The sequence below is a fragment of the Alteromonas sp. genome, assembly GCF_984505615.1.
On sequence record NZ_CFHOXV010000017.1, the window covers coordinates 60,414 to 77,747 of the forward strand.

Genomic DNA, 17,334 nt, shown 5'->3' on the forward strand with positions numbered 1-17,334 from the left:
GTTTTAGTGCGCTGACGCTTCACCTGCACCTTTCGGATAACGGATATCCTCTACCATTTGCTGGATTTCTTCAGGCGCTTCACCGGTCATCTTGAAGACAACGAAGGCAACCACGAAGTTAACAATCATACCCAGCGTACCGATCCCTTCGGGTGAAATACCGAACCACCAGTTATCAGCCGTATTCGCTGCCGGATTCACAAACTTGAAGTAGATGATATAAGCCGCAGTGAACGCAATACCCGCTACCATACCAGAGATTGCCCCTGCACCATTCATGCGCTTGCTGAAGATACCCATAATAATAGCAGGGAAGAAACTGGAGGCAGCAAGGCCGAAGGCAAAGGCGACCACCTGTGCTACGAAGCCCGGCGGATTAATACCGAAGTAACCGGCAATTGCAATCGCCACACCGGCAGCCAGACGGGCATAGAACAGCTCAGCCTTATCGGTAATATTCGGTGCAAAGTTACGTTTCAACAGATCGTGGGACACTGAAGTGGAAATTACCAGCAACAGACCCGCAGAGGTAGACAGCGCCGCAGCTACCCCACCAGCAGCAACCAGGGCGATAACCCATGCCGGCAGATTCGCAATTTCAGGGTTAGCCAGTACCATGATGTCACGGTCAACATTCACTTCGTTCTTGCTGGCCGGATCATCAATGCTACCCGCTGCATAGAACATTTTGCCGTCACCGTTTTTATCTTTAAAGGTGATCAGGCCGGTTTTTTCCCAGTTCTTAATCCACGCCGGAGCCTCAGCATAATCAGTACCCGCCATATCAGGGCCGTTGATGGTTTCAATCATGTTTACACGACCGAAGGAAGCCAGTGCCGGCGCAGTGGTATACAGGATGGCGATGAACAGCAGCGCCCAGCCAGCTGATTTACGGGCATCACGTACTTTAGGTACGGTGAAGAAACGAACGATAACGTGTGGCAGACCGGCTGTACCTACCATCAGGGCGAAGGTGATAAAGAACACATCAATGGTACTCTTAGTGCCGCTGGTATACTCATTAAAGCCCAGTTCCACCGAGAGACTATCGAGTTTCTCCAGCATATACATCCCCGACCCGTCGGCCAGTGTGGCGCCAAATGCAGTTTGTGGCAGGATATGACCGGTAACCATCATGGAGATGAACACACAAGGTACAAGGTAAGCGAAAATCAGAACGCAGTACTGAGCAACCTGTGTATAGGTAATGCCTTTCATTCCACCCAGTACGGTGTAGAAGAATACTATTGCCATACCAATAACCACGCCGGTTACGATATCTACTTCGAGGAAGCGGCTGAATACCACACCCACGCCGCGCATCTGGCCTGCGACATAAGTAAAGCAAACAAAGATGGCACAGAATACCGCCACGGTACGGGCAGTCTGCGAGTAGTAGCGGTCACCGATGAAATCCGGTACAGTGAACTTACCGAATTTACGCAGGTAAGGTGCTAAACAAAGTGCCAGCAGTACGTATCCACCGGTCCAGCCCATCAGGTAAACGGCACCGTCGTATCCCATAAAGGAAATCAAACCGGCCATGGAAATGAATGAGGCAGCAGACATCCAGTCAGCGGCTGTCGCCATACCATTCATGACAGGGGGTACACCACCACCTGCTACGTAAAAGTCGTTAGTTGAACCGGCACGGGCCCAAATCGCAATGGCGATATACAGGGCGAAAGATGCGCCGACGATGATAAAGGTCAGTAATTGAACATCCATGGGCCTACTCCTCGTCTACGCCGTATTTTTTATCCAGTGCATTCATCTTTGCCATATAAACAAAAATAAGTACTACGAATACATAAATGGAACCTTGTTGTGCAAACCAGAAGCCCAGTTTGAATCCAAAGAATTGGATCTGGTTAAGTGCATCGGCAAAAATGATGCCTGCGCCAAATGACACAGCAAACCAAATCACCAACAATTTGGCGAGGAGGGAGAGGTTCTCCTTCCAGTACGCCTGCTTGTCGTCTTCATTTCTAAATGCCATCTTTCCGTCCTCATGTCAGGTTAAGTGGATGTTTTATTTTTACATTTATCTAACGACCGGATTTTTGTGTGGCCTCAGTAATCTTTTTTCTGTTTACTTTTGTCAAAAACCACGCAAAAACCCTGTCGCGTCTCGCTTTTTCTATACTCTAGTCGCGGCTTGGCTTTCGAGGAATGAGACCATGGTCGTAGGTAGGAGGATTATAGAGTGAGTATAATACATACAGACATGTTAAAAGGATGTATATAAAAACCATGACATTCGCCTGGGTTTCACTTGCACTGGTTTATCTGTTTTTTCTCTTTTATATTGCCAGTTGGGGAGACAAAAACTCACCCACCGCACGCTGGCTGACTTCCCATCCCGCAATTTACTCCCTTGCCCTGGCCATTTACTGCACCGCCTGGACGTTCTTTGGTGCGGTCGGATCTGCCAGTCGTGACACCTGGATATATCTGCCTATTCTTTTAGGGCCGGTACTGGTTTACGTGCTGGGCTACAAGTTTATTTATAAAATGACACTGGTCAGCAAAAAGCAGCACATCAATACCATTGCCGACTTTATTGCCTCGCGCTACGGCAAACGTCAGGGTGTGGCGCTGCTGGTAACACTCATCGCACTGCTGGCGACCATTCCTTATATCGCGCTGCAACTTAAGGCCATCGGTTCAACATTTCAGCTACTTACGCAGCAACCGAACAGCCACTTCATCATTATTGTGGCGACCCTGTTTATCGCGATCTTTGCGATTTATTTCGGCACAAAACAAACCGATGTCACAGAGTACCGCCGTGGGTTGATGCTGGCCATTTCGTTCGAATCCAGTATCAAACTGACCGCGCTGGTGCTGGTGGCCATTGTGGGTTACAGCGCCTGGCAAGCCACTGATAATCCTGAGCAGTTCAATACCTTTTTCAGCGACGAAGCCCTGTCGCAGTTCGGCTCTTACTCCTTTATATCCCAGACAATCATGGCCGCCGCGGCGGTAGTGTGCCTGCCAAGACAGTTTCACGTGGCAATTATAGATAACCTGAGCCTGGGGCACCTGAAAACAGCACGCTGGCTTTTTCCCCTGTATCTGGGGATCACTGCCGCAGTCATTCCGGTCATCGCCATTGCTGGTAATGCCATATTTGCAGGGCAGAATGTGGAGCCCGATACCTATGTACTGAGCATGGCAATTTACTCGGAGTCAGCGCTGTTGCAGATCATTGTCTTTATTGGCGGGCTGTCGGCCGCCACCGCCATGATCATTGTCGCCACACTGACCTTAAGTACCATGCTGACTAACGACGTGATCCTGCCGCGGGTTCTGCTAACCAAACACAGTAATCCGGGCAACAAGGATTATGGCCGGCGCATCCGGCTGATCCGGCGTATTGTCATTGGCCTTATTCTGTTGCTGGCTTTTCTGTACCACCAGCAAATGACCAACAGCCGTTCGCTGCACTCCATCGGTCTGATTGCCTTTTCACTGGTGATCCAGCTCATTCCGGCCATTGTTGGCGGGCTTTACTGGAAACGTGCTCATGCTCACGGTGTGTATGCCGGTCTGGTTGCCGGACTGGTTACCTGGGTGCTGTGGCTGGTGCTGCCGCTGGTGAATGACAGCGCGACCACATTGCAGCAAAACGAACAAATCAGCCAGGGAGCACTAATCAGCCTGGCTGCAAATTTTGCTGCCTACATCGGCTTCTCGCTTTTTGCCCCTGCAAGATTAGTTGACCGGATCCAGGCGGAAGCTTTCGTTTCTCCGGCAGATAACAGAACGGCATCGAACCGCCGGCACAACACCCATGTGACAATCGCTGACCTCATTACTCTGCTGTCCACGTTTATGGGCAGCGGCCGCTGTGAGCAACTGGTGGAAGAATATCAGCAACTGAACCACTGCAAAATTAACCGTGCCGAAACGCCCGATGAATCTTTTATGGCCTTTTCCGAACGGGCACTAGGCGGTGTAATCGGTGCATCCAGTGCTAAAGCGTTAATCGACTCCATCCTGAAAGGAAAGAAGCTGGATTTCACCGAAATCATTAACTTCTTCGACGATACGACTCAGGCAATGCAGTTCAACATGACTGCCCTTCTCACTTCGCTGGAGAATATGGACCAGGGGATCAGTGTGATAGACAAGCACCTGAATCTGGTTGCCTGGAATAAACGCTATACCGCTTTATATAATTATCCTGACGGCATGCTGGCAGTGGGTACGCCGATTGAAAAGCTGGTGCGGTATAACGCAGAAAAAGGGGAGTTCGGTGCCGGTGATGTGGAAATCCAGATAGAAAAACGGCTGGAACATTTACGCTCCGGTACGCCTCACCGGTTTACCCGCCAGCGCAGTGATGGCCGTGTAATTGAAATGGTCGGCAACCCGTTACCCGGTGGCGGCTTTGTAACCAGTTTCAATGACATCACCGGTCACATCGAAATTCAGCAGGCGCTGGAAGAGTCGAACATCAACCTGGAAGCCAGAATTAAAAAGCGTACGGAAGAAGTGCACTCCATCAATGCCGAATTGAGACTGGAAATAGAGCGCCGCTCAGAAGCAGAAAAAGAACTTATCCGCGCAAGAAAAGCGGCAGAAGATGCTAACGCCAGCAAAACCCGTTTTCTGGCGCTGGCCAGTCATGATGTTCTGCAGCCACTGAATGCAGCGAAGCTTTATGTGACCGCGCTGGAAGAAGCTGAACTTTCTGCACCGGTGAAAGATATCGTTACGAAGCTGAATCACTCTGTCACTTCCAGTGAAGCGCTTATCGGCACCCTGCTCGACATATCCCGTCTGGACCAGGGGGAGCTGAAACCTTCTGTGGAAGCCGTACACCTGCCTGCCTTGTTGTCGCAGTTGACTGACGAAATGGGTATGCGGGCCAGGGAAAAAGGTCTCCAGTTACGGGCCAGGATCCGGGACTGCTGGGTACTCGGCGACAAAACCTTCTTGTACCGTATTGTGCAAAACTTGCTGTCAAATGCAGTGAAGTATACAGAATCCGGTAAGGTACTGCTCACCGTGCGCCCCAGGGGTGATCGTGTGCTGATTGAAGTAAGAGACACGGGTATCGGTATCTCGTCTGAGCAACAGGGCATGATTTTCAGTGACTTTTACCGTACCCACGAATCCGCAGAACACGGTGTTGGCCTGGGTCTGGGGGTAGTCCGCCGCCTCAGTCAGCAAATGCAAAGCAAGATTCAGGTGTCTTCTGTGCCGGGCAAAGGCAGTTGTTTCACCCTGACCATGGGCCGTGCGTCGCCCCGCCGTCAGACTGATCCCGCCAAGCTGAGCCGCTCTTCAACCTTCAGAGGGGTCCGTGTATTGTGCGTAGATGATCAGCAGGAGAACCTGGATGCGCTTCAAACCTTACTGGAAAAATGGGGAGTCACAGTCGTGCTGGCAAATAACTGGGACGACGCAATACGTCAGGCAGATATATTCTCACCGCAAATTCTGTTAATGGATTATCAGTTAGGGCCGGGCCAGAACGGGCTTGATCTGATTGAGGCTATCCGCCGGCATCTGGATATCGTCGTGCCGGCATCACTGGTCACGGCTAATCATGAAGAAAGTCTGATTGCACAGTGTAAAGAACAGGGCGTGAACTACCTCACCAAGCCTTTAAAACCAGCCAAACTGAGAGCGTTATTACAAAGTTTGACCCGGCATATAAAAGATAACCGCAGGGAGCCACGGCAGCAGTAGATTGCCGGCTGGCTCCGGAGAAGAAATTTACGCTTTGGGCGGGGTTTGCCTCTCGCCCTGAACGGGTGAAGTGGCCGGAACAGGCTGTACCGGCGTCTGGCTGTCTGCTGATTGCACGTTCGTACCGTTAGCGGCAGTGACCTTGCCTAATGTTCCCCAGCGCCCCTTCGGATTAACCAGAACAGGCCGGGTAAGGATCAGGTTATTCGGATACAGCACCGTTTCGCGATCCTGCGTGACCAGACGGGTGTTGAACAGATTGATGTCGGCTATGTAACCTTCAATGAAGTTGTCGCCATCGAGAATACGCACATAATTCCCCCGCCGGTATGTCACATTCGTCAGCAGAATAAAGTATGCGGTAACGTTACTGATCAGCGACCAGTTCGCGAAAAGGGCGACACCCAGTAAGGTAAGAATTGACGTAGACAGCACCAGCAGGCCGGAAATATCCACACCCCAGGCAATCAGTATTAACGCCAGGGTGACAGTGGCACTTAAAATTCTGGCAGTAAACAACCCTTTCAGCGCACTGGAAGATTTGAGTTTACTCTTTTCTACATTCTTTTCGAGACGGGGGATGGCAAAACGGGTCATCAGCAAATAAAGCAACAGCATGACCGCTGTCCAAATCACGTTGGTCTGGTAAGTTTCCAGCCAGCGCGTCACTTGTTCCAACCACTGCATGGTAAGTTCCTGAACAGATGTTAATTGTCGCGTTTTCGCGGGCACAAAAACCGGAAAAAAAGTAAACCGGACAACCCCTGACCGGGTACCCTATACTGAATTATCGACACGACAAAAAATGAAAATCACAAAGAGGCAAAATTATATCACCTCTTATGTCCGGTTCGTATTATATTATTAACTAAAGCTTTGGTCTGTCTGTGTTTTCATCCGCACCTGTTCGCCGGATGCAGCAGCCCTTATTCTACCATTACAGGTGTAATAAAAATTATGCGTATCGCAATTCTGTCCCGCAATCCTAAACTTTACTCCACCCGCCGGCTACTGGAAGCAGGCAGAGAGAAAGGCCATGAAGTCGATATTATCGACACCATGCACTGCTACATGGATATTACCAGTGCCAGGCCTTCAGTAAGGTACAAAGGTAAGCGGTTGCCGTTCTATGACGCGGTAATACCCCGTATCGGTGCATCCGTCAGTTTCTACGGCACCTCTGTTGTCCGTCAGTTCGAAATGATGGGGACTTACAGTATTAACGAATCGGTTGCTATCAGCCGTTCGCGGGACAAATTACGTTCATTGCAGCTGTTATCCCGTAAAGGCATTGGTTTGCCACGTACAGGCTTCGCCCATCATCCGGATAACATTGAAGATCTGATTAAAAACGTGGGTGGCGCACCGGTGGTGATTAAACTACTGGAAGGTACTCAGGGTATTGGCGTGGTACTGGGGGAAACCCAGAAAGCCGCAGAGTCAATCATTGAGGCCTTTATGGGTTTGAATGCCAGCATTCTGATCCAGGAATATATTAAAGAAGCCGGTGGCTCTGATATCCGCTGTTTCGTTGTCGGTGATAAAGTGGTTGCGGCCATGAAACGCCAGGCGGCACCCGGTGAATTCCGCTCTAACCTGCACCGGGGCGGCTCAGCCAGTCTGGTGCGCTTGTCACCGGAAGAAAGAAAAACGGCTATTGCAGCGGCAAAGACCATGGGTCTGAATTGCTGTGGTGTAGATATTCTCCGCTCTAACCACGGTCCGGTGGTGATGGAAGTAAACTCGTCACCGGGTCTGGAAGGTATTGAAGCCGCCACCAAAAAAGATGTGGCGGGCATGATTATCGACTTTATTGCCAAATCAGCAAAACCGGGCAACACCCGTACACGAGGTAAAGGTTAATGGCAGAAAAAGCACTGGAAATTGGTGGTCAGCGTATTCTGCCCGGCGAAAGCAAAAAGATTGAGCTTGAAATGCCGCCGCTTTATACCGCTACCAACATGAGTATTCCGGTCTATGTAAAACGTGGTAAACGACCCGGCCCGACTATGTTCGTGTCGGCGGCTATCCACGGTGATGAACTGAATGGCATTGAAATTGTAGGCCGTCTTATTCACTCCAAAGCGATTGAAAGGCTTCGCGGAACACTTATCGCTGTGCCTATGGTGAATGTGTACGGTGTACTGAACCAGTCGCGTTACCTGCCTGACCGCAGAGATCTGAACCGCAGCTTTCCCGGCAGCAAAAAAGGCTCTCTGGCAGGCCGTCTGGCGAACCTCTTTTTTAAAGAAGTGGTGAGCAAGTGTGATATCGGCATCGACCTGCATACCGGTGCCATACACCGCAGTAACCTGCCGCAGATCCGCGCGAACCTGGACGATCCGGAAGTACTGGGAATGGCGAAAGCATTCGGTGTACCGGTATTACTGAACGCAGATTTGAGGGATGGCAGTCTGCGTCAGGCCGCCAGCGAAGATGGCGTAAAGATTCTGTTGTACGAGGCAGGCCAGGCACTGCGTTATGACGAGTTTTCTATCCGCGCAGGCGTAAGAGGCATTATTAACACCATGCGCCACGTGGGCATGCTGAACAAGAGTCGCAGTAAAGGTCACGACATTAAGCGCTTTATTGCCAGGGAAAGTGGCTGGGTGCGGGCACCGGAAAGTGGTCTGGTGAATCACATCGCCCAGTTAGGTGACCATATTGTTAAAGGTGACAAGCTGGCGACGATTTCCAATCCTTTCGGTGAGGTACTGGAAATTATGTACAGTCCTATGGATGGTGTAATTGTAGGTAAGCAGAATATTCCGCTGGCGCAGGAAGGCGAAGCGATTTATCACATCGGCTACTTCAAACAACCTGACACGGTGGCTGAACACGTAGAATTACTACAGGATAACCTGGTAACAACCGAACAATCCCAACCATAGGTTGACTACCTTTGTTAGAGGAACACTGATGCAAGAGCAACAAAAACGCTTGATAGGTGCACTGGAATATTGTGATTTACCCGAGCTCACCATTAACGACCTGACAATCCGGGTCGATACGGGGGCGGCAACGTCGTCATTACATGTCGATAATATCGACGAGTTCGACCGTGACGGCGATTTATGGGTGAGTTTCGATATTCATCCTGACATTCACAATGTAGACAGCATTGTGCGCCGTGAGGCGAAAGTCGTCGCCCGCAAGAAGGTGAAAAGCTCCACGGCAACCCTGGAGCGCAGATATGTTATCGACACGGAAGTGGTGATGTCCGGTGAAGCCTGGCGGATCCAGTTAACACTCACCGACCGGCGTGAAATGACTTATCTTATGTTGTTTGGCAGAGAAGCCATGAACGGGCGCTTTATTGTAGACCCGGAACATGAGTTTATTCTGACGGAAAAACGTCCCGCCGGATAATTATTTCGGCGGCTCGAGCTCAAGCTGGGAGGCAATCAGTACCGCCTGTGTACGGTTGTTAATACCCAGCTTCTTAAAGATAGCGGTGACGTGTGCTTTCACCGTTGCCTCTGCGATATCCAGGTTATAGCCAATTTGCTTATTCAGCAAACCATCCCGCATGTAACACAGCACTTTGTACTGAGAAGGTGTTAACGACGCCACTTTATCTGCCAGTTCAGAAAACGCTTCGTCGACCTCTTCAATCTTTTCACTCACCGATTCCGGTAACCAGATATCACCGTCAAGAATAGACTGCACAGCATTAGCGATATCGCCGGAACTGGCTGTTTTCGGAATGAATCCCAGCGCGCCCACGCCGACAATTTTAGAGATAATGGCAGCGTCCTCTGTACCGGAGACAACGGCTACAGGAAGCTCGGGATAAAGTTTACGGATGTGCACCAGACCAAACATGTCATGGCTGCCGGGCATATGTAAATCGAGAAGAAGCAGGTCGATATCTTCTTTTTCGAGGATATCGACCGTGGTAGTCAGATCGCCGGCTTCCCGTAGAATGAGATCCGGCAGGGTTAACGATAACGCTCCCCGCAGTGCATCCCGGTACAGCGGATGGTCATCAGCAATCAGCAGCGTTATCATTCTTTTCCCTTATTTGTTTAAGCGCTCCTCGATGAGTGTATCAACAACGGAAGGATCCGCCAACGTTGAGGTATCACCAAGTTGCTCATGCTCGTTAGCGGCAATCTTACGCAGAATGCGGCGCATAATCTTACCTGAGCGAGTTTTAGGCAGTCCGCGGGACCACTGAATCATATCCGGTGTGGCAATCGGGCTCAGTTCCTGACGTACCCACGCACGCAGTTCTTTCGTCAGCGCCTCATCAGGCTCAATACCTTCGTTAGGGGTAACGTACACATAGATACCCTGCCCTTTGATATCGTGGGGATACCCCACCACCGCAGCTTCAGCCACTTTAGGGTGAGCCACCAGCGCACTTTCAATTTCAGCAGTACCTAAGCGGTGACCGGAAACGTTCAGTACATCGTCCACGCGACCTGTGATCCAGTAGTATCCGTCTTCATCACGACGGGCACCGTCACCGGTAAAGTACACGCCTTTGTAGGCACTGAAGTAAGTCTGGATAAAGCGCTCATGATCACCGTAAACAGTACGGGCCTGGCTCGGCCAGCTGTCTTTAATCACCAGGTTACCTTCAGCGGCACCTTCCAGATCATTCCCGTCTGCATCAAACAGCGCAGGCTGGATGCCAAAGAACGGACGGGAAGCCGAGCCCGGTTTAAGTGGCGTCGCACCCGGCAGCGGAGTAATCATCATGCCGCCGGTTTCCGTTTGCCACCAGGTATCCATGATGGGACAACGGCTCTGACCAATCACGCGGTAATACCATTCCCATGCTTCCGGGTTAATTGGTTCACCCACAGACCCTAACAGACGCAGAGAAGACAAATCGCAACCTTCCACCGGCGCTTCACCATGTGCCATCAGGGCGCGGATTGCAGTAGGTGCTGTGTACAGGCTGTTCACCTTGTACTTTTCTACTACCTGAGCAATACGGCGTACGTCAGGGTAAGTAGGCACACCTTCAAAGAATACCTGAGACGCACCGTTGATCATCGGTCCGTAAACCATGTAGCTGTGACCTGTGATCCAGCCCACATCCGCTGTACACCAGTAAATGTCATCTTCACGATAATCAAAGGCGTACTTAAAGGTCATGGATGAATACAGCAGGAAACCACCGGTTGTATGCACCACACCTTTTGGCGTGCCGGTTGAGCCTGATGTATACAGAATAAACAGCGGGTCTTCCGCGTTCATGACTTCCGGTTCGCACTGGGCTGAACAGTTTTCAGTAAGCTCGTCCCACACCACATCAACGTCGCTGTTGTAGTTAACATCGCCGCCGGTCAGCTTGTGTACAATGACATTAGTGATAGACGGGCACGCACCGTTAGCCAGCGCTTTATCTACATTCACTTTAAGAGGGACAGAACGGCCTGCACGGCGGCCTTCATCACAAGTGATAACAACTTTAGCTTTACTGTCGTTAATACGGTCAGCGATTGCATTAGGCGAGAATCCGCCGAAGATAACAGAATGCACCGCACCGATACGGGCGCAGGCCAGCATGGCATAAGCAGCCTGCGGTACCATAGGCATGTATACCGCAACGCGGTCGCCTTTACCGACACCCAGCTTTTTCAGGCCGTTTGCCAGTTTACATACTTCGTAATGCAGTTCCTGATAAGTAATTTCCTGGCTGTCTTCAGGGGAATCACCTTCCCAGAACAGCGCCGTTTTCTTTGCATTCTTCGCCAGGTGGCGGTCGATACAGTTGTAGCTGGCGTTGATTTCGCCGTCTTCGAACCACTTGATTGAAACGTTATCTGCGCCAAATACCGTATTCTTGGTTTTAGTTGGTTTCTTGTACCATTCTAACGTTGAAGCGTACTCTGCCCAGAAGCCTTCCGGGTCTTCTACAGAGCGCTTATACATCTGATCATACTGCTCTTGCGTCAAATGCGTGTTTTCCAGAATGTTGTCCGGTACAGGATACGTCTTGCTGGCAGTCATGGATAATGCCTCCGATGTCATGTTAATCCAGTAATAATTGTCTGTTAAACAGGGTAGCCATTCTAAGGTAAAGCAAAATGAGACTTTGGTCTTAGCGATTTTGCTCTTTTAAGACAAAAAGATACAACCTTAGTCTCATAGACCAACAGCCAGTTTTTTAATTCAGAGGAATACATCCTCTTTTGAAAAAATAACGAAAAAATCACAATTATCTTACCTTTAACCTGACTGCGTAAAAGAAGATTATCCGGATAAATTGCTTAACAGACCCGATGAACAAAAGCTGAAAGTATTCAGATAAACCGTGCCACCCTCACCGGCTATTTGCGCAACTGATAGTGAATATCACGCGGACAGCAGGCGGGGTGGCAGGATGCCGCTAAAATTGCCTCAGAACTTAAAGATCACACCGGCACGTGCAACCACGGTTGTGAAGCTTTCAAAGTCAGAACCATACTCAGTATCGAAGTGAGTTAACTGAGCAAAAGTGGTCAAGCCTTCGGTAGCCTGATAGCCATAGTTAATATAGGCAGTCGTGTTTTCGTTCAGGCTGGTTGCAGACAGGCGATCACGGTCACCGGAGTCTACCGACGCACTACCGTAACCTACTTTCACGTTATGCCCTGCTGCCGGCGTCCAGCTTGCGTACATCATATAGCCACTCTCTGAGAAGCTTTCGCTCACCACACCGCCACTTAATGTCACTGCCGGCGCTACACCCAACGCATTCTGGTTGTTCAGTGCTTCACCGGTGTAGTATTCACCATTCAGGCTGACCGCTCCGAAGTTCAGTGTTGTATACACTTTAAAGAGGTTGGCATCCTGGTTACTGCCTTCAACATAGCCCGGCTCATCCTCGAACTGCAGTTCAGCTACGTGTGCCGCAAAACCGATAACGTGACCGGATATTTTGTAGTTAGCATCAACAGCAAAGCCCGGCATACCACCCAGCTCATTATTATTCACACCACTGCTGCTCAGGTTACGACCCTTACCGGTGATTGCGCCGGTCAGCGTTAAGTTATCAACTTTGTAAGTTGCACCCGCTTCCATGGCGAGGAAGCCGGAATTACCTGCACGGTAACCATTACCCACCCAGTTGTAGCTCCCGCTGGATTTAATCCCTGATGCAGTAGACCATTTCTGGCCGGCAAACAGCGTCAGGTTATCGCTGTAATCGTAATAAAGCGTTGCCAGACGAAGTCTTGGCTCCTGCGCCTGTAATGCGGTTTGGTTAGTAAAGCCGTCTTCACCGTCAATGAAATCCAGCTCAAGCACACCGCGAATTTTATCGTGCTTCATATTCAGGGAGAAACGGGACTGGGAAGCCTGGAAAGAAGTAGACTGGGATTCCAGATAATTCGTTTCTTGCGCAGTTGCAGGGGCACCGCCGAAAATATCCGTTCTCAGTGCATGTGTTGGAGCAACATGACTGTAAGTACTTCCGAAACTGCCGACACCCTGACTGGATGTCACGACTTCCGTTTTGATCATGCCTTTGAAGCTGAAATCATAAGCGTAGACAGGGCTACCCGCCAGGATAAGTGCGCACGAGGCTGCAATGCGTGTATACATGTGTTTTCTCCCGATTCATTTTTAAAATCAGATTTGGTTTTTAAATGGTGTTCTTTTTTCTTATTGAGGATTAAGCGAAGGGACGAACAGGTACGTCACCCTCAACCTTCTAACGAAAAATTAACATTAACAAAACAATTTCATTGTGAGACAAATTACAGCGGATTACCCTATAAATCGTGAATGTTGCGACCAAAGTCTTACGATTCAGGGAGGATACGAACCTTTTCCGGCTCATTTGTTGTTATTGCTGTGACTTAATAAAATCAGTCACTTAATTATTGTTGATGAACCCGGATTCTGCGAGTTTTTTGCGGTGTAATCTGCATTTTCCGGCGGGGATGACAGAGCCGCTTCATTTTGAGGTGAAGCGGCGGAATGTAAATCACTGTGAAATGAAAATCACAGACAGCGGCATAACAAAGAACAATCCGGCAATATAAGCTGCACCGTAAATTTTACGTTCTGCTGCCAGACCGGCCAGTGATGATGACAGGCTGAGAGGAATGTTGCGCAAAAAGGGCAGGCCAAATATCAGCAGCACTGAAAATATATTAAATAACAGATGCACCAGCGCAATCTGCATGGCAACACCACCCATCGGACCGGTCACCGCCAGCGCAGCGATAAGCGCGGTAATACAGGTACCGATATTTGCACCCAGTGTAAACGGATAAATATCACGGGCTTTCAGAATGCCACTACCCACCAGCGGAACCATCAGTGACGTGGTGGTAGACGATGACTGGACCAGCACTGTCATTACAGCCCCGGAGGTAATGCCTGATACCGGCCCTTTGCCGATACTGGTGTGCAGAATATCTTTCGCCCTGCCTACCATAAGCACTTTCATGACTTTTCCCATCAGTGTGATTGATGCCACGATCAGCACAACACCCAGCAGGATTTTAACGACTCCGGGATACACAGACGGCAGAAACAGCAGGCCCTCTGTAACCCAGTGTACAACTGGTTCAGTGACCGCCTTCACCGGATTCACACCGGACATTGCCACGCTATTGTCCATCTGCAGCAGCGAAACAAGATACTGACTGCTTTTTTCTAATATCCCTGTCGCCATTTCCAGGGGCAGGAAAATCATCACCGACATGACATTAAAGAAATCATGAATTGTCGCGGCATGGAAAGCCCGTCTGAACTCATCTTTTCGGGCTACATGCCCCAGGCTCACTATAGTGTTGGTAATACTGGTACCGATATTCGCTCCCATTATCATCGGCACAGCAATAGGCACGGGCAACCCGCCTGCAACCATGGCAACTATGATGGAGGTTACCGTGCTGGATGACTGAATGAGGGCGGTACTGACCATGCCGATGATCAGGCCCATCACCGGGTTTGAGGCGAATTCGAATAAACCCCGCGCATGGTCAGCGGTGGCAAATTTAAAGCCACTGCCAATCATCGATACTGCCAGCAGCATCAGATAAACCAGGGCAAGGAGTACAAACCAGTTTTTTATTGAATGACGTGGCGTTCCTGCCGCAACCGTCGGTTCCATGTTGGTATGGGATAGCGTCATAATAAAGCATACACTCACTTATGTTCAGATAAGCAAGTGTATGGCGGATTTATGACAGCGAAATGAACGCTGCAGTCATGCCTCAGAAAGGAACAGGATACGCTCTGTAAACCTCTTCGATTTGGCGCAAAACGGCAGAATCCAGCGTTAAATTAAACGCATCAATGTTCTCTGCCAGTTGCGCTTCAGTGGTGGCTCCGATGATAGTTGCAGTGACTCCCGGTACCTGCTGACACCAGGCCAGCGCCAGTTGCGAAGGTGTAATCCCTGCACGGGAAGCAATTTCCACATAACGTCGTGTTGCATCGTGGGCCGGCTGCTTATCACGGAACAGACCCTGACGCTGAACATAGGTCCAGCGGGATCCTTTCGGTCTCGCATCGTCCAGATATTTACCGGCAAGCATTCCCGTTGCTAATGGTGACCATGGCAAATAAGCAATATCTTCCAGGTGACACATTTCAATCAGATAGGGTAAATCCTTTCCGTGCAGCAGGCTGAACTCGTTCTGAATGGATACCGGTTTCGGTATACCCATTTCATCACATAAACGCAGGAAAGTATGAATGCCCCAGGGTGTGTCGTCAGACAGTCCCCAGTGACGGATTTTACCGGCATCAATGGCGGTTTTCAGACCGCTGAGGATATTGCGCATTCCTTCCGTTTCTTTTTCTTTATCGAAGGTGGTGGGATCCACTTTGCCGGGCCAGTGCTTACCGAAATGCGGCGAGGTACGGTTCGGCCAGTGCAACTGATACACATCAATGTAGCTGGTCTGCAAACGCTTCAGCGAGCCTTCAATGGCAATACCAATATTCTCAGCATTGATAATATCGCCGTTGCGGATCCAGCTGATACCGCTGCCTGCGATTTTAGTCATGATGATGAGCTCTTCACGCTGGCTCTGGTTGCGACTCAGCCAGTCGCCCAGTTGACGCTCCGTATCACCGGATGTCGGCTCGTTCGGCGGTATCGGATACATTTCAGCGGTATCTATGAAGTTTACGCCCCTGGACACTGCCAGAGCCATTTGCCCGTCAGTATCCTGCTGGGTATTTTGAATGCCCCAGGTCATCGTACCCAGGCACACTTCAGAGACTGACAGCCCGCTGCTGCCCAACGTTGTATATTTCATATTGCAGTTAACCTGTTTTTTATTCATTTTGGTGTGGCAATCTGCCGCTTAGCCTCATTTCGCCACAGAATTCTGTTCCTGAAGCCGGGCTTCGGCTTTCGCCAGCTTTTTCTCGATATCCCTGCGGGATTCCACCATCTCGTTTGCCAGCTCAGCCAGCGACTTAAATTCAGCAAACCCGAGCTGCCGGGTATCAATTTTCTGATATTGCCTTTTACAACGGTAAAAGAACATGACGAAATTAGCAAAAGCACGGTGAAATGTGGCGAAGCTTTTGACCAGCAGTAAAATCAATGCGATGGATGTCACTGCCGCAATCGACAAACTGTACACCCTGACTTTATTTTGCTGATCGGTGATCAACGGCTGCAATGCGGTTTCCACACTTCGCAGCTTGTCTTCCACATCATGGGCCTGGCGCCTGAAGGCTCCCTGCAGGCCATCATTATGAGTGACGCCCATTGTCGTAACCGCGTCAGCCAGTTGATTAAATACCCGGGTGTACTCTGCCGTCAGGGTTTGTGCCTGCCCGTCATTACTGATCACCGCCGCATGCTGCAACTTTTCGAGGGCCTGACGCACAGCCTGACGGTGAAAGCTCTCACGGGTCAGTAAATAATTACGGGTAGCCAGTTGCAGGGCGACTTTCAGTTGATAAGCCTCACTACCATAGGCAAAGAATGGCACCCGCGACATGTCATCCTCAATGCCGGTGAGTTTGCCCTGAAAACCGGACTGGCGGGTTAATCCCAACTGACTTTGCAGAGTAACCACTTCACGGAACAGGCGCTGGTAATCATGCATGCTTTGCGCAAGTTCGCCGGTTTGCTCTACCGGCAACGCATAGTCGGCCAGCAACGGCGACAACCCGGCAAGATCATTATTAAACCGCTCAGAGCGCGCTGTGAACCGGTGGTAATAATCCATCTGATGTCGCAGCAGGAAGTCTTTTTCGTGACGTCTTAATTGCAACAACTCCTGCTCCAGATGCAGCAATAAATTGTGTTGCTCATGCAAATGGAAGAGGCGCTTAGTGAATAAATGCTGATTTACCACCAACAAACTCATTCCTGATACGCAGATCAGGGTCATCAACATCAGGCGGGACTTAATGGAATCAAATTTCATGGCGAACACCATTTTTGTGGAAACATCTCAGGGTAACGCAGCTATGTGAAGGGATTGTTGCATCAGGCATTATCATCCACAGCTCGAAAAGCGGCGGCGATGATAACACTTCCGGAAAAAGATGCACTTGCTGATACTTGCTCAGGAAAAATAATTAACAGGTCATCAGATTCAACGGGTCACTAAAAACAAAAAAGGCCGCTTGCGCGACCTTTTTCCGGACTAGTATGTAGTCATCAATTACTTGATGATTTTAGCTACAACACCAGCACCTACTGTACGA

At 49.9% G+C, this 17,334-nt stretch carries 13 protein-coding genes; 4 read left to right on the top strand and 9 right to left on the bottom strand.

Annotation, left to right across the window (positions count from 1 at the left end):
- Positions 1–3 precede the first annotated feature (3 nt).
- Together AC4PME_RS11365 and AC4PME_RS11370 are read right to left on the bottom strand one after the other, a co-directional pair.
- Positions 4–1,728 (bottom strand): sodium:solute symporter family protein, encoded by a 1,725-nt coding sequence (locus AC4PME_RS11365; RefSeq protein ID WP_119502601.1) that lies wholly within the window; start codon positions 1,726–1,728, stop codon positions 4–6.
- Positions 1,729–1,732: 4 nt separating this feature from the next.
- Complete coding sequence (locus AC4PME_RS11370; protein WP_119502602.1) at positions 1,733–1,999, bottom strand: DUF4212 domain-containing protein; 267 nt, start codon at positions 1,997–1,999, stop codon at positions 1,733–1,735.
- 254 nt (positions 2,000–2,253) lie between these two features.
- Here AC4PME_RS11370 and AC4PME_RS11375 point away from each other — a divergent pair, with 254 nt between their 5' ends.
- Positions 2,254–5,703, top strand: coding sequence for a PAS domain-containing hybrid sensor histidine kinase/response regulator (locus AC4PME_RS11375; RefSeq protein ID WP_119502603.1), 3,450 nt, complete (start codon positions 2,254–2,256; stop codon positions 5,701–5,703).
- A gap of 27 nt (positions 5,704–5,730) precedes the next feature.
- Here AC4PME_RS11375 and AC4PME_RS11380 read toward each other — a convergent pair whose 3' ends face one another.
- Positions 5,731–6,390, bottom strand: coding sequence for a mechanosensitive ion channel family protein (locus AC4PME_RS11380; protein ID WP_119502604.1), 660 nt, complete (start codon positions 6,388–6,390; stop codon positions 5,731–5,733).
- A 270-nt stretch (positions 6,391–6,660) separates the two neighbouring features.
- On the opposite strand from AC4PME_RS11380, the gene rimK reads away from it, so the two are divergent.
- Genes rimK through AC4PME_RS11395 form a run of 3 tightly spaced genes read left to right on the top strand, consistent with a single transcriptional unit; the run spans position 6,661 to position 9,072 of the window.
- Complete coding sequence (gene rimK, locus AC4PME_RS11385) at positions 6,661–7,566, top strand: 30S ribosomal protein S6--L-glutamate ligase (RefSeq protein ID WP_119502605.1); 906 nt, start codon at positions 6,661–6,663, stop codon at positions 7,564–7,566.
- Positions 7,566–8,594, top strand: a complete 1,029-nt coding sequence (locus AC4PME_RS11390) for a succinylglutamate desuccinylase/aspartoacylase family protein (RefSeq protein WP_119502606.1) — start codon at positions 7,566–7,568, stop codon at positions 8,592–8,594. The genes rimK and AC4PME_RS11390 overlap by 1 nt, the downstream gene beginning before the upstream one ends.
- A 28-nt stretch (positions 8,595–8,622) precedes the next feature.
- A complete protein-coding gene (locus tag AC4PME_RS11395; protein WP_119502607.1) occupies positions 8,623–9,072 on the top strand; it encodes an ATP-dependent zinc protease family protein in 450 nt (149 codons plus the stop codon).
- Here AC4PME_RS11395 and AC4PME_RS11400 read toward each other — a convergent pair whose 3' ends face one another.
- From AC4PME_RS11400 to AC4PME_RS11425, 6 genes are all read right to left on the bottom strand, one after another.
- Entirely contained in the window at positions 9,073–9,714 is a 642-nt protein-coding gene (locus AC4PME_RS11400; RefSeq protein ID WP_119502608.1) for a response regulator transcription factor, read from the bottom strand.
- Positions 9,715–9,723: 9 nt separating this feature from the next.
- Positions 9,724–11,670 carry an acetate--CoA ligase gene (gene acs / locus AC4PME_RS11405; protein ID WP_491046032.1) on the bottom strand — a complete coding sequence of 649 codons (1,947 nt, stop codon included), beginning with the start codon at positions 11,668–11,670 and terminating at the stop codon, positions 9,724–9,726.
- 390 nt (positions 11,671–12,060) lie between these two features.
- On the bottom strand, positions 12,061–13,245 hold the full coding sequence (locus tag AC4PME_RS11410; RefSeq protein ID WP_119502610.1) for a hypothetical protein: 1,185 nt from the start codon (positions 13,243–13,245) through the stop codon (positions 12,061–12,063).
- A gap of 385 nt (positions 13,246–13,630) precedes the next feature.
- On the bottom strand, positions 13,631–14,767 hold the full coding sequence (locus AC4PME_RS11415) for a Na/Pi symporter (protein ID WP_490710101.1): 1,137 nt from the start codon (positions 14,765–14,767) through the stop codon (positions 13,631–13,633).
- Positions 14,768–14,870: 103 nt separating this feature from the next.
- Positions 14,871–15,923, bottom strand: coding sequence for an aldo/keto reductase (locus AC4PME_RS11420; protein ID WP_491046001.1), 1,053 nt, complete (start codon positions 15,921–15,923; stop codon positions 14,871–14,873).
- A gap of 54 nt (positions 15,924–15,977) precedes the next feature.
- Positions 15,978–17,051: a chemotaxis protein gene (locus tag AC4PME_RS11425; protein WP_119502612.1), complete on the bottom strand. Its 1,074-nt coding sequence runs from the start codon at positions 17,049–17,051 to the stop codon at positions 15,978–15,980.
- Between the last annotated feature and the right edge of the window lie 283 nt (positions 17,052–17,334).